A 13,755-nucleotide genomic window follows, 5' to 3' on the forward strand; every position below is an offset into this window, starting at 1 on the left:
GAGTAGCACCGCCTGTGGCCTGGGCTGGTGGCGGGGCTTCGGGGAATGATCCGGGGCCGCCGGTCGTTACATATGGTGTTCGCTTGAGTACCAGCACAGCCCCCCGCGTGCGTGTGTGCCGGGCGGACACTTCGTCCCTGGAGACCCGTGTGGTTTCGGGACATCTCCGATGACACCCCACATCCCCCGTGGAGTGTTCACCCCCGATTGGAAGGCGGACCATCATGAACACGACTCTGTTCAGCCGATGGCTCCCGGCCATCGAGCAGACTTCCCTGGTACGTAGGACCGCTCTGGGTGTCGCCGGTCTGGCGTTCGTCGGTGGCGCCGTCGCCGGCCCCGCCGTGGCCGCGCACGCCGCTCCCGAGCATGTCGGGTCGACCGTGTCGCAGTCGGTCATGGCCGACAAGGGCAACGACCACAAGAGCGACAAGCGCGACAGCGACAAGCGCGACAAGGGTAAGAACGACAAGCGTGACAAGCGCGAGGGCAAGGATCGTAAGCCGTCGCGGGACAAGCTCGTGCCGCACGGCCCGCAGGGCAAGCAGTCGCGGATCTCGCTGTCGGGTGAGCAGTCCGACAACGTGCGGGCGATCGTGAAGGCGACCAAGAAGGCCGGTCTGGACGAGCGTGCCGCGGTGATCGCGGTCGGCACGAGTCTCCAGGAGTCGAAGCTGGAGAACCTGGGTCACCTGGGTGACCGCAACGACCACGACTCGCTGGGCCTGTTCCAGCAGCGCCCGTCCTCGGGCTGGGGCTCGCCGGAACAGATCACCGATCCGGAGTACTCGACCATCGCGTTCCTCAAGGGCCTCAAGCAGGTCGACGGCTGGCAGAACCTCCCGCTGACCGTGGCCGCGCAGAAGGTACAGGTCTCGGCCTACCCCGACGCGTACGCACAGTGGGAAGACCAGGCAGCCGACCTGGTCGCCAACACCTGGAACAACAGCTAAGGCAGGAACCGAAGGCCGGATCCGACTCGGGTCCGGCCTTCGGCATGTTCCGCGCCGGCCGGACGCCGGTTCGAGGCGGCCCGGGTCAGCGCGGCCAGCCGGCGAGTTTCGCGCGGATCGACCGTACCTGTGCGGCGTCCCGGCCGTACCGGGCGAAGCGCTGGTCGGGCAGTCGGTCCAGGTAGCGGCCGGCGGCCGTGATGTCCTCCGGCTCGATCGCCGGGTCGTACTCGGCGGCAAGCCGGATCAGGTCGGCCACGTCGTACCGGTCGAGCGCTGCCGCGACGTCGATGTAGTCCCGGACCTCGCGGCGGGTGACCAGGGCGGCGGTCTTGCTCGCCACCAGATCCTGGACGTGCATGACCGGCCCGAGGTCCATCACCACCGGGCTGCGGTGCCGGTCCAGCCGGCCCAGGCTGAGCCGCAGTCGCCGGCCGCCCCGGCTGACCAGGAAGTCCTTCATGTCCAGCTCGAACCCGCTGAACAGGCCGGCAAGGTCGCTCGACGGGTCCTCGTCGGCGACGGTGAAGCCGGCCGCCTCCAGCGCGGTCCGGACCTCCGCCCCGGCGCTGGCCGCCGCACCGTCGACGTCGGCGAAGAGGTCGACATCCTCGGTGGGCCGGGACACCAGTCCGTGTGCCGCCCAGGCCACCCCACCGCCGAGCACGAACCCGTGCTTGTCGGCCACGGAGAGGGCGACCCGGGCGACCTGGCGGTAGAAGTCGTCGAGATGGGTGGTGGTCATGCCGCCCGGCGATCACCGGCGGCCAGCGACGGGTGCCGTCGCTCCCAGGCCGCCCGTACCCCGCGGGGCAGGTTCAACGCGGACCAGACCCGGCGGAGCACCCGGCCGTTGAGAAATCGGCGCAGGTCGTCGGAGCGGGTGGTCTCGCGCAGGACGTTCTCGTACATCCAGAGCAGTTGATCGGGGTCGTCCAGGTCGAAGCTGCGCTCCGGCCCCCACATCAGCCGCAGCGGCAGCACGACGGTGCCCCGGGTCGGGCCGGTCAGCTCGGCAACGGTCGGGCTCACCACGGCAGGCCGGCCCGGGCGGGCCAGATAGGCGACGCCGGTTCCGGTCGCGGCGACGTACTGCATGCGCTCAGGGTAGCCGGAAGGAGGCGGGGGCGGATCGTCCGTACCCGATTTTGCTGGTCTGTCCGGCCTGCCGCCGGCCCTCGACGGCCCCGGAGCCGGACGGAACCGGGGGCCGGACCGGTCCTGGTCAGCGGGCCGGCAAATCCGGAATGCCGGACTGGCCCGTCTCGTTGTTCATGTCGGTACGCCCGCGATATCAGCCCCCTGGATCGCGGGCGTGCCTCCTTGTCCGCCGGGCCGAGCGGCCCAGGACGGCACAGTCCCTCCCGGAATCCCAGATCGAAAGGGGCAACCATGAATCCGATCTTCGGACGGTGGCTCCCCGCCATCGCGGAGACCGCTCGCACGCGGTGGCTCCCCGCCATCGCGGCACATCCGGTGACCCGGCGGCTGCCCGCCGTCGCGGAAACTCCGATCGCCCGCCGGTCCGCGCTGGCGGTCGCGGGCCTCACCTGCGCGGCTGCCTGCTCGGCGGTGGCCGGCCCGGTCGGCGTCGTCGCCGCTGCGGGTGACCCCGGCGTGCAGTCGGCGGCGTACAGCCAGTCGACGCGGGACGACGACTCGCACCGCGGCGGCTCCCGACCCGCCGACCATGGGAACTCGGACGCCAGGGCGTCCCGGGTCAAGTTGGTCCCGAACGGGGTGCAGGGCTACCAGTCGCGGATCGACCTCGACGACGAACAGCGGGACAACGCCCGGGAGATCGTCCGGGTGGCCCGCAAGATGGACATGGGTCAGCGGGGCGCGGTGATCGGCGTCGCCACCGCGCTTCAGGAGTCGAAGCTGCGCAACCTCGGCCACCTGGGCGCGTGGAACGACCACGACTCGCTGGGGCTGTTCCAGCAGCGGCCGTCGTCGGGCTGGGGCTCGCCGGACCAGATCCGGGACCGTGACTACTCGGCCGCCGCGTTCTTCGAGGGCCTCAAGCGGGTCGACCGCTGGTGGGACCGGCCGCTCACCGACGCCGCCCAGGCGGTGCAGGTCTCGGCGTACCCGTTCGCGTACGCCCAGTGGGAAGACCAGGCCGCCGACATCGTGCAGGACGTCTGGTCCCGCTGACTGCCGGTAACCCGGTTGGCCGGAACCGTCTGGCACCGTTTGACACCGTTTCGGGGAGGCCCGGCCCGCGCCGGCCTCCCCGGAGCGTCGGCGGGCGTGCGGCCTCGGTCAGATCCAGCTCTTCCGGCGGAACACCACGTACAGGGCGACCGCCAGTCCGAGCGTCACGATGAGCGAGATGATGAACTCCGCCGGGGTGTGCCGCCACGGGAAGGCGAGGTTCTGCCCGAAGAACCCGGTCACCGCCGTCGGCACGGCGATCACCGCCGCCCACGCGGTGACCTGCTTCACGATCAGGTTGAGCTGGTTGTTCTGGAGCATCAGGTTCGTCTCGAGCATGGTGGTGTTCAGGTCGCGCAGCGACTCGCTCCACTCGATCACCCGCAGCACGTGGTCGTACAGGTCCTGGTAGTACGGCAGCATCTCCTGGTCGACGGTGTGCATGGTGGGACGGATCAGCGCGTTCACCACCTCCCGCATCGGCAGGGTGACCTGGCGGAGTCGGACCAGGTCCCGCCGGGCGAGAAAGATCCGCTCCTGCACCTGGTTGCGATCCATCTCGCGGATCGCGTCGCCGCCCCGACCTCCAGCGCCCCGATCCCCAGCGCCCCGACTCTTGCGGCCCCGGGTACTGCCGGCCCGGCTGTCACCGCCGTCGGCGACACGGTCGTCGCCGCCTTGGCCGTCGCCGGCCGCCTGAGCACCGCGGCCGTCCTTGAACATCGCGGCCTGCACCCGCTCCAGGGTCGCGTCGAGCTGCTGCACCGCGGAGAAGTGCCCGTCGATCAGGGTGTCGAGCAGTCCGTAGAGCAGGAACGCGACCCCGTGCGGGGCGAGTTCGGCGCTCTCGTCCCAGCGGGCCAGCAGCTGCCGGAGATCGAACCGGTCCGTGTAGCGGACCGTCACCAGCGCCCGGGGCTTGATGAACGCCGACACCTCGTCGTCGGTCAGCCCGCCGGCCGCGTCCAGCCGCACCATGTAGGTGTTCAGGAACAGGTGCGTGTCGTACCGGTCGAGCTTTGCCCGCTGGGCCTGCTGGACGACGTCCTCGAGCGCCAGTTGGTGCATCCCGAGCTCCTCGGCGAGCAGCCTGAGGTCGTCCTCGGTCGGCCCGCAGACGTCGAGCCAGATCACCACCCGGTCGTCGGCGGCCAGCCGCTCACCGACCTCGCGGGCGGGGAAGCCCTGGTCGACGAGGGCGCCGTCCCGGTACATGCGGGTGTTGCTCATCCGCCCGCCATCGCTTCCGCCACGCTCCTGACGGTAGGCCGAGGGTGACGGTCGGCGGGGGTGGTTCGTCGAACCCCGGTCCGGTGGGCGGGGAAGTCGCCCGGGGCGCGGGGAATCGCTCAGCCGCGTTCCTCCGGCGGTGCCGCGTGCCAGCGCCATCGTCGCACCCGGGGCCGGTCCGGCAGCTCCACCCGGCCGGTGGCCCAGCGCAGCGCGGCCCACGGCTCGACAACCCCGGCGAGTTCGGCGGTGACCTGCGGAAACATCCGGGCCAGCACCCGGGCGCAAACCTCGGCCGGCGGTGCGAAGGTCAGCCCCAGTCCCCGGGCGATGTCGTCGCCGTGCAGCAGCGTCTCGACGCAGCCCATCCCGGCGAAGCCCGTCGGGTCGCCCATGCCGTGTGGGTGCCAGGCCCGCACCGACGCGGGGGCGGTCCGGACCATCGCGGCGAGAACCTGCCCGCTGCCCTCGACGAACTCCAGCACCTGGGCCGGGGTCGCCGACGGGTCGACGGTGGCCAGGAACCGCACGTACCGGTCCGCGGGGCGGGCGCCGAGCTGCATCGCGTACGACAGCAGGCAGTCGCCGAGGTGTTCCGCGGTGTGCCAGCAGTCCCAGTCCAGCTCGCCGGCCGGCACCCCCCAGTCCCGATCGGTGCCGGGGCGGAGCGTACCGACGACACTGGCGACCGCCGTCTCCAGGTCGTCCGCGCTGACGGTCATCGCCACCCCCGTACCCCGGATCGGTCGCCGGTCCGCGGAGACCGTACCCGGTCCGGCGGGCGGCCGGGAGCCCGCCGGACCGCGGACCGGCCCCGACCGCCGGCCGGACGACGTGCCCGGTCAGTCCGGCATGGTCACGCCGAGCGGTTCGTGCGGGGTGAACGTGGCCGGCATGCTGACGAAGCCGTTGATCACGCCGACGCTCTCGTTCTGCTTGGTGGCGTCCCGGTCGATGACGAGATCCGGCATCCGTTCGAGCACCCGCCGCACCAGGTGCGGGAACCAGACCCGGGCGTGGTTCAGCCCGATGCAGCGGTGGATGCCGAGCCCGAAGCTGGTGTGCCGGTTGGGGGAGCGGTCCAGCCGTACCTCGTCGGGGTCCGGGAAGACCGACGGGTCCCGGTTGGCGGCGGCGAAGGACATCATCACCCGGTCGCCGGCCCGGATCTGCTGCCCGCCGACCACCACGTCGCGGGTGGCGGTGCGGGCGAAGCCCATCGCCGGCGGGAAGATTCGGAGGAACTCCTCGGTGGCGTGCTCCCACAGCGCCGGGTCGGCCATCAGCGCCGCCCGGTGTTCGGGGTGGTCGGCCAGCCAGACCATGGTGTGCGCGAAGAGCGCGGTGGTGGTGTGCACGCCGCCCTGGATCACCAGCAGGGCGGCGCTCACCACCTCCTCGACGGGCAGCGGTTCGCCGTCGATGGTGGCCGTGGCCAGTCCGCTCAGCAGTCCCTCGCCGGGTTCCTCGCGCAGCTTCGGCACCTGGGCGGCGATGGCGCCGCCGAGCTGCCCCATGATCTGCACGTTGCGCGGAAAGTCGGGGTCGCTCGGCGGCGACGCCGCGACCCGGTGCATCGGCTCGGCGTAGGTCTGCCAGTCGTCGAGCGGAAGCCCGATCAGCTTCATGGTGGCCAGTGCCGGCAGCGGGTTGCCGTAGTCCAGCACGAGGTCGATCCGGCCGCTCGCGCAGACCCGGTCCAGCAGGGCGTCGGTGGCCTGCTCGACGAAGGGCATCGAGTCGCGGGCCGCACTCGGCGAGAAGTACGGACTCATGATCCGCCGGTACGGGTTGTACTCCGGCGGGTCCAGCTCCAGCGGCACCTGCTTGATCGGGTTTGGCGGGATGACGATGCCCTGCCGGGGGTCCGACGGGTCCCCACTGTTCCGGCCGGAGCTGAAGGTGGCGTCGTCCCGCATCACCTGACTGACGCCGGCATGGTCGGAGACAACCCAGAAGCCGCCGTAGGCGTCGGTCCGGGCGACCGGGCAGCGGGCCAGGTGCTCGTCGGAGATGGCCCGCCAGTTGGCGCGGTACTCCGGGGAGTGGTGGTCGAAGTCGATCCGGGGGATGGGATCCGATCCGGTCTCGGTGGATTGATCGACAGACATCGCGTCAGAGTACTGCCCCAATCGCCTCGGATGTCATGATCATTCGCATTGGTGGCCGCTGTTCCGCCGCCCTTCGTCCCGTCCCCGCAGGCCGCGGCGGACTCGTCCGCTCGGGACGGCTTCCCAAAATCTCCCGGCGGGCGAGTCCGAGATCTCCCGGCGGGCGGCTCCGAAAATTTCCCGACGGTTTTCCGGTCCCGCCGGGTTTCGGCGCTTTCCCTCGGGGCACCGTCTGGCTGACCTACCCTCGGATGGTCGGGCAACCGGCCTCGTCGCTGGAGGAGGTGCTGACGATGGGGGTACGCACCTGGATCGAGGGCTGGCCGGTCTACCGCCAGCTCACCGGCACCGACCCGCTCGGCCGGGGAGCCGCCGCGAAGTCCGCCCGGTCCGCCGGGTTGACTCCACGTACCGACAGCGCCGACTCGGTCGCCCGGTCGATCTGCCCGTACTGCGCCGTCGGCTGTGGCCAGCGGGTCTACGTCTCCGACGGCCGGGTCACCCAGATCGAGGGAGATCCCGACAGCCCGATCTCGCGCGGCCGGCTCTGCCCCAAGGGCGCCGCCAGCAAGAACCTGGTCACCAGCGAGCTGCGGCAGCAGCGGGTGCTCTACCGCCGTCCGTACGGGACCGAGTGGGAAGAGCTGGACCTGCCGACCGCGATGGACATGATCGCCGACCGGGTACTCGCCGCCCGGGACGCCACCTGGGAGGACGTCGACGACGAGGGCCGGCCGCTGCACCGCACCCTCGGCATCGCCAGTCTGGGTGGGGCCACCCTGGACAACGAGGAGAACTACCTCATCAAGAAGTTGTTCACCGCGATGGGGGCGATCCAGATCGAGAACCAGGCCCGGATTTGACACTCCGCCACCGTCCCCGGTCTGGGGATCAGCTTCGGTCGCGGCGGCGCGACGGACTTCCAGCAGGATCTGATCAACAGTGACTGCGTCATCATCCAGGGTTCGAACATGGCCGAGGCACACCCGGTCGGTTTCCAGTGGGTGATGGAGGCGAAGGAGCGGGGAGCCAAGATCATCCATGTCGATCCCCGCTTCACCCGCACCAGCGCCCTCGCCGACACGTACGTGCCGATCCGGGCCGGTACCGACATCGCGTTCCTCGGCGGGATCGTGCGGTACATCCTGGAGAACGAGCTGGACTTCCGGGAGTACGTCGTCGCCTACACCAACGCGGCCACCATCGTCAGCGAGGACTTCCAGGACACCGAGGACCTCGACGGCCTCTTCTCCGGCTACAACCCCGACCGGACCAGCTACGCCCAGTCCAGTTGGCAGTACGCGGGGCAGGAGGGTGACGGCGGGAACGACACCGCCACCGAGCGGGACAGCGCCGCCGGGTTGCGGCACGAGTCGCACGGCCCGCCGGTCTCCCGGCAGGCGGAACGGGACGAGACGCTCCAGCACCCGCGCTGCGTCTACCAGATCCTCCGGCGGCACTACGCGCGCTACACCCCCGAGCTGGTCGAACGGGTCTGCGGGGTACCCCGGGAGAAGTTCGAGGAGGTCGCCCGGGCCTGGACCGAGAACTCGAAGCGGGACCGCACCACCATGCTCGTCTACTCGGTCGGCTGGACCCAGCACAGCGTCGGGGTGCAGTACATCCGGACCGGGGCGATCATCCAACTCCTGCTCGGCAACATCGGCCGGCCCGGCGGCGGGATCCTGGCGCTGCGCGGGCACGCCAGCATCCAGGGCTCGACCGACATCCCGACGCTGTTCAACCTGCTGCCCGGCTATCTGCCGATGCCGAACCACATGGAGCATCCGACCTTCGACAAGTGGATCGAGAGCATCCAGCACCCGGGCCAGAAGGGTTTCTGGGGCAACGCCCAGGCGTACGCGGTGAACCTGCTCAAGGCGTACTGGGGTGCGGCGGCCACCCCGGAGAACGACTTCTGCTACGACCACCTGCCCCGGATGAGCGGCGACCACGGCACGTACCAGACCGTCTTCAACATGATCGACGGCAAGGTGAAGGGCTACTTCCTGCTCGGCCAGAACCCGGCGGTCGGCTCGGCGCACGGCCGCGCCCAGCGGCTCGGCATGGCCAACCTGGACTGGCTGGTGGTCCGGGACCTCTTCATGATCGAGAGCGCGACGTTCTGGAAGGACAGCCGGGAGGTGGAGACCGGCGAGATCGCCCCGGAACGGTGCAGAACCGAGGTCTTCTTCCTGCCGGCCGCCTCGCACGTGGAGAAGCCCGGCACCTTCACCCAGACGCAGCGGATGTTGCAGTGGCGGGAGAAGGCGGTCGAGGCATCCGGTGACTGCCGCTCCGAACTCTGGTTCTTCTACCACCTCGGCCGGATCATCCGGAGCAAGCTCGCCGGCTCCACCCGGCCCCGCGACCGCGCCCTGCTCGACCTGGCCTGGGACTATCCCACCGAGGGCCCGCACGCCGAGCCGGAGGCCGAGGCGGTGCTGCGGGAGATCAACGGGTACGAGGTGGCCACCCGCCGCCCGCTGAACTCGTTCGTGGAGATGAAGGACGACGGTTCGACCCTCGGCGGCTGCTGGATCTACACCGGGGTCTTCGCCGACGGGGTCAACCAGGCGGCCCGGCGCAAGCCCGGCGGCGAGCAGAACTGGGTCGCCGCCGAGTGGGGCTGGGCCTGGCCGCTCAACCGGCGGATCCTCTACAACCGTGCCTCGGCCGACCCCGAGGGACGGCCGTGGAGCGAACGCAAGCGGTACGTCTGGTGGGACGCGGAACGCGGCGAGTGGACCGGGCACGACGTACCCGACTTCGAGAAGACCAAGCCGCCCTCGTACCGGCCGGACCCGGACGCGACCGGGGTGGCGGCGTTGGCCGGCGACGACCCGTTCATCATGCAGGGCGACGGGAAGGGCTGGCTGTACGCACCGTCCGGGATACTCGACGGCCCGCTGCCGACCCACTACGAACCGGTCGAGTCCCCGATCCGCAACCCGCTCTACGGCCAGCAGGCCAACCCGACCCGCAAGACGTACGACCGGCCGGACAACCCGACCAACCCGAGCCCGCCCGACCCGCACGTCGACGTCTTCCCGTACGTCTTCACGGTCAGCCGGCTCACCGAGCACCACACGGCGGGCGCGATGAGCCGCAACGTCCGGTACCTGGCCGAACTGCAACCGGAGATGTTCGTCGAGGTCGGACCGGAGCTGGCCGTCGAACGTGGACTCACCCACCTGGGCTGGGCACACCTGGTCACCAGCCGGGGCGTGATCGAGGCGCGGGTGACGGTGACCGACCGGCTGACCCCGCTGCGGATCGAGGGCCGCCTGATCCACCAGCTCTGGCTGCCGTACCACTTCGGCGGCAACGGGCTGGTCCAGGGCGAGCCGGCCAACGATCTCTTCGGGGTCACCCTCGACCCGAACGTGTTGATCCAGGAGAGCAAGGTCGGCACCTGCGACATCCGGGCCGGCCGCCGCCCGAGAGGGCCGGAACTGCTCGACTACCTCGCCGACTACCGGCGGCGGGCCGGCCTCGACGGACACTACCCGCCGATCGTCACCGCCGGCCGGGACGGCACCAGCGCCGACGATGCCGACGGTGCACCGGGGCGGCCCTCCGGCGACGGCGACACGGAACCGGAGGCATGAGCATGGTCGAGACGCGGCGTTCGGACGCGCCGGTCAACCCCGCCGAGCAGTCCGGTCACCTCGACCCGCCACCCCGGATGGGGTTCTTCACCGACACCAGCGTCTGCATCGGCTGCAAGGCCTGCGAGGTGGCCTGCAAGGAGTGGAACCTGGTGCCGGAGAGCGGGCTCGACCTGCTCGGCATGTCGTACGACAACACCGGGGCGCTGACCGCCAACTCGTGGCGGCACGTCGCCTTCGTCGAGCAGTCCCGGCCGGTCGGCTGGCAGTCGTCGCCGCCGATGGCCGGTACCCCGAGCGGGCCGCCGATCAGCCCGGCGACCGCCGAGGCGGCGGCCGGAGTCGGTACCGACCAGGGGACCAGCCCCGGCCTGCCGCCGGGCCCGGATTCCGCCCCGGCCGGGCGGATGGCGGAGGGGGCCCAGTTCCTCGGCATGCCCGGCACCGACCTGCCCGGCCGGGAGGCGGGGCGGGACGGGCGGGCCGACCTGCGCTGGCTGATGATGTCGGACGTCTGCAAGCACTGCACCCACGCCGCCTGCCTCGACGTCTGCCCGACCGGTTCGCTGTTCCGTACCGAGTTCGGCACGGTCGTGGTGCAGGAGGACATCTGCAACGGCTGCGGCTACTGCATCCCGGCCTGCCCGTACGGCGTCATCGACCAGCGCAAGGACGACGGTCGGGCGTGGAAGTGCACGCTCTGCTACGACCGGATCGGTGCCGGGCGTACCCCGGCCTGCGCCCAGGCCTGCCCCACGGAGTCGATCCAGTACGGCGAACTCGACGAGTTGCGCGAGCGGGCCAGGGCGCGGGTGGAGCGGCTGCACGCCGACGGCGTCGCCGAGGCCCGGCTCTACGGGCACGACCCGAACGACGGGGTGGGCGGGGACGGCGCGTTCTTCCTGCTGCTCGACGAGCCCGAGGTGTACGGGCTGCCACCGGACCCGGTGGTGACCACCCGCGACCTGCCCCGGATGTGGCGCCGGGCCGGGCTGGCCGCGCTCACCATGACGGCCGCCACGGTGGCCGCCTTCGTCGGGCGGCCCCGGTGACCGGCCGGACCGGGCCCGCCGGCCGACCGGCGGGGCCGGGTCGGCACGACGAACGAGTCGAGGAGGCGCCATGACCGGGCCAGGACCGGACGGCGGCGGGCCGCTCGGCGAGCGGCTCCGGGAGGCTGCGGACGGCCTCGGCCAGCGCAACGGCGGGGAACTGCGGCGCCGCTCCGGGCGGCGCGGCGGGGCCGGGCCGGGAGTCGTCGCCGGGCAGCCGGTGGTCGTTCCGCCGGCCGAGTTCAGCTCGTACTACGGGCGGCCGGTGGTCAAGGCGCCGGTGTGGCGACGGGACATTCCGGCGTACCTGTTCACCGGCGGGCTCGCCGCCGGATCGGCGCTGCTGGCCGCCGGTGCGGACCTGACCGGGCGGCCGGAGCTGCGCCGGGCCGGTCGGCTCGTCTCGCTGGGCGCCCTCGGCGCGAGCACCTACTTCCTGGTCAACGACCTCGGTCGACCGGCCCGGTTCCACCACATGCTGCGGGTCGCCAAGCCGACCTCGCCGATGTCGATGGGCACCTGGATCCTGGCCGCGTTCGGTCCGGCGGCGGGGCTGGCCGCGCTGAGCGAGGTCGCCGCGATCCTGCCCCGGCACGGCGTACCGGGTCTGGCCCGCCGGCTGCTGCCTCCGGTCGGCCGGGTCTCCGGGCTGGCCGCGGCCGCGGCGGCGCCGGCGCTGGCCACGTACACCGGGGTGTTGCTCGCCGACACCGCGATGCCGGCCTGGCACGACGCCTACCCGGACCTGCCGTTCCTCTTCGCCGGCAGCGCGCTGGTCGCCGGTGCGGGCGCCGGGCTGGTCGGCACGCCGACGGCGCAGAGCGGCCCGGCCGTCCGGCTGGCGGTGGCCGGTGCGGTGCTCGAGACGATCGCGGAGCGCCGGATCGCCCGGATGGGGCTGACCGGTGAGCCGTACCGGACGGGCCGGCCGGCCCGGCTGATCCAGGGCGCCCGGTTGCTGCTGGCCGCCGGTACCGCCGGTGCGTTGCTGACCCGGCGCAGTCGGACGCTGGCGGTGCTCTCCGGCGCGGCCCTGCTGGCCTCCTCGGTGCTGACCCGGTTCGGGGTCTTCGAGGCCGGGGTCGCCTCCGCCCGGGATCCGAAGTACACGGTGCTGCCGCAGCGGGAGCGGCAGGCGAGACGGGGGGCCGGCGCCAGCCCATAGCCACGAGCGGGTGCCGTCCATGAGCCGAGACGGGGGTCACGCTCATGGCAGGAAAAGTCGAGATCGGCGTACGGGGGGAGCACAGTCCGACGGCGGGCCGGTGGGGCCTGGTGGTGGCCGCCGTACTGGTGCAGCTGGCCCTCGGTGCCGTGTACGCCTGGAGTGTCTTCAACCAGCCGTTGCAGCAGGCGTTCGGCTGGAGCAAGGCCGAGGCGGTACTGCCGTTCGAGGTCGCGATCGGCACGATCTTCATCGGCAGTCTGCTCGGCGGCCGGGTGCAGGACCGGCGCGGGCCCCGACCGGTCGCGCTCGGCGGCGGCGTGCTGTACGCCGTCGGCAACATCCTCGCCTCGCTGGTCTCCGACGCCGACCAGCTCTGGCTGCTGGTGTTGACCTACGGGGTGCTCGGTGGGATCGGGCTCGGTGCCGCGTACATCACCCCGATCGCGATGCTCACCAAGTGGTTTCCGGACCACCGGGGACTGATCACCGGGATCGCGGTCGCCGGCTTCGGCTTCGGTGCCGTGATCACCGCGCCGGTGGCGAAGGGCCTGCTCAACAACACCGCCGACAAGCCCAGCGTCTTCCTGCCGCTGGGCATCGCGTACCTGGTCGCGGTGCTGCTCGGCGCCTCGTTCTTCCGGAATCCGCCGCCGGGCTACCGGGTGCCCGGGTACCGTCCGGTGACCACCGGCCGGGTGCCGGCGGGTACCCGGGTCTACACCCTCGCCGAGGCGCTGCGGACCCGGCAGTGGTATCTGCTCACCGCGATCCTGGCGCTCAACGTGACCTGCGGCATCGCCTTCATCTCCCAGGCCGCCGACGCGGCGCAGGCGATCACGGGCGTGGGTTCGGCCACCGCCGCCAGCCTGGTCGCGGTGCTCGGGCTCTTCAACGGCGCCGGGCGGCTCTGCTGGGCGTGGCTGTCGGACCAGACCGGCCGGATGGTGGCCTTCGGCGGAATGCTGGCGCTCCAGGCGTTGTGTTTCTTCATCCTCCCGCACGCGGCCGGTTTCGCCTTCTTCGCGGTACTCGCCGCGTTGATCTACCTGGCCTACGGCGGCGGCTTCGGCACCATGCCGGCGACGGCGGCGGACTACTTCGGCACTCCGCACGCCGGTGCGGTCTACGGGGCGATGATCGTGGCCTGGAGCATCGGCGGGGTGGCCGGGCCGCTGCTGACCGCGACGCTCTTCGAGGCGAGCGGAAGCTCCTACACACTGCCGTTCACGGTGCTGGCGGTGATCGCGGTGGTCGCCCTTGTCCTGCCGCCGATCACCCGGTTGCCCTCCCGGCCCGGTCCCTCCCGCCCGGACGACGAGGTCACCGGCCCATGATCGGGAGGTCGGCCGGCGGATCCGGCACCACCCCGGTCCGTGGCCCCGAGGGGCGTGGGCCCGTGCCGCGCGTCCGTGCCGGTCCAGGGCGCGGCCGGCGGGCGGTCGGGGGGGTGACGGGCCGCACGTTCCGGTGGCC

General features: G+C 71.8%; 11 protein-coding genes. 6 read left to right on the forward strand and 5 right to left on the reverse strand.

What is annotated here, in order from left to right; genetic code table 11:
• Positions 1 to 224 precede the first annotated feature (224 nt).
• A complete protein-coding gene (locus V1634_RS33795) occupies positions 225 to 953 on the forward strand; it encodes a hypothetical protein (RefSeq protein ID WP_331211702.1) in 729 nt (242 codons plus the stop codon).
• Positions 954 to 1,038: 85 nt separating this feature from the next.
• Here the strand turns inward: V1634_RS33795 and V1634_RS33800 are convergent, their stop codons facing one another.
• Together V1634_RS33800 and V1634_RS33805 are read right to left on the reverse strand one after the other, a co-directional pair.
• Positions 1,039 to 1,698: a nucleotidyl transferase AbiEii/AbiGii toxin family protein gene (locus tag V1634_RS33800; RefSeq protein ID WP_331211703.1), complete on the reverse strand. Its 660-nt coding sequence runs from the start codon at positions 1,696 to 1,698 to the stop codon at positions 1,039 to 1,041.
• Positions 1,695 to 2,051, reverse strand: coding sequence for a hypothetical protein (locus tag V1634_RS33805; RefSeq protein ID WP_331211704.1), 357 nt, complete (start codon positions 2,049 to 2,051; stop codon positions 1,695 to 1,697). The genes V1634_RS33800 and V1634_RS33805 overlap by 4 nt, the downstream gene beginning before the upstream one ends.
• A gap of 294 nt (positions 2,052 to 2,345) precedes the next feature.
• On the opposite strand from V1634_RS33805, the gene V1634_RS33810 reads away from it, so the two are divergent.
• Positions 2,346 to 3,110, forward strand: a complete 765-nt coding sequence (locus tag V1634_RS33810; RefSeq protein WP_331211705.1) for a hypothetical protein — start codon at positions 2,346 to 2,348, stop codon at positions 3,108 to 3,110.
• 108 nt (positions 3,111 to 3,218) lie between these two features.
• Here V1634_RS33810 and V1634_RS33815 read toward each other — a convergent pair whose 3' ends face one another.
• The 3 genes from V1634_RS33815 to V1634_RS33825 form a co-directional block, all read right to left on the reverse strand.
• Positions 3,219 to 4,340, reverse strand: a complete 1,122-nt coding sequence (locus tag V1634_RS33815; RefSeq protein ID WP_331211706.1) for a magnesium transporter CorA family protein — start codon at positions 4,338 to 4,340, stop codon at positions 3,219 to 3,221.
• A 119-nt stretch (positions 4,341 to 4,459) separates the two neighbouring features.
• On the reverse strand, positions 4,460 to 5,062 hold the full coding sequence (locus V1634_RS33820; protein ID WP_331211707.1) for a maleylpyruvate isomerase N-terminal domain-containing protein: 603 nt from the start codon (positions 5,060 to 5,062) through the stop codon (positions 4,460 to 4,462).
• A 120-nt stretch (positions 5,063 to 5,182) separates the two neighbouring features.
• Complete coding sequence (locus V1634_RS33825) at positions 5,183 to 6,451, reverse strand: cytochrome P450 (protein ID WP_331211708.1); 1,269 nt, start codon at positions 6,449 to 6,451, stop codon at positions 5,183 to 5,185.
• A 293-nt stretch (positions 6,452 to 6,744) separates the two neighbouring features.
• Here V1634_RS33825 and fdh point away from each other — a divergent pair, with 293 nt between their 5' ends.
• From fdh to V1634_RS33845, 4 genes are all read left to right on the forward strand, one after another.
• Complete coding sequence (fdh, locus tag V1634_RS33830) at positions 6,745 to 10,062, forward strand: formate dehydrogenase (RefSeq protein ID WP_331211808.1); 3,318 nt, start codon at positions 6,745 to 6,747, stop codon at positions 10,060 to 10,062.
• A gap of 2 nt (positions 10,063 to 10,064) precedes the next feature.
• Positions 10,065 to 11,114, forward strand: coding sequence for a 4Fe-4S dicluster domain-containing protein (locus tag V1634_RS33835; protein ID WP_331211809.1), 1,050 nt, complete (start codon positions 10,065 to 10,067; stop codon positions 11,112 to 11,114).
• 70 nt (positions 11,115 to 11,184) lie between these two features.
• On the forward strand, positions 11,185 to 12,279 hold the full coding sequence (gene nrfD, locus V1634_RS33840; RefSeq protein ID WP_331211709.1) for an NrfD/PsrC family molybdoenzyme membrane anchor subunit: 1,095 nt from the start codon (positions 11,185 to 11,187) through the stop codon (positions 12,277 to 12,279).
• 44 nt (positions 12,280 to 12,323) lie between these two features.
• Positions 12,324 to 13,616, forward strand: coding sequence for an L-lactate MFS transporter (locus V1634_RS33845; protein ID WP_331211710.1), 1,293 nt, complete (start codon positions 12,324 to 12,326; stop codon positions 13,614 to 13,616).
• Positions 13,617 to 13,755: the final 139 nt, after the last annotated feature.

The organism is Plantactinospora veratri (genome assembly GCF_036421995.1).
GTDB lineage: Bacteria > Actinomycetota > Actinomycetes > Mycobacteriales > Micromonosporaceae > Plantactinospora > Plantactinospora veratri.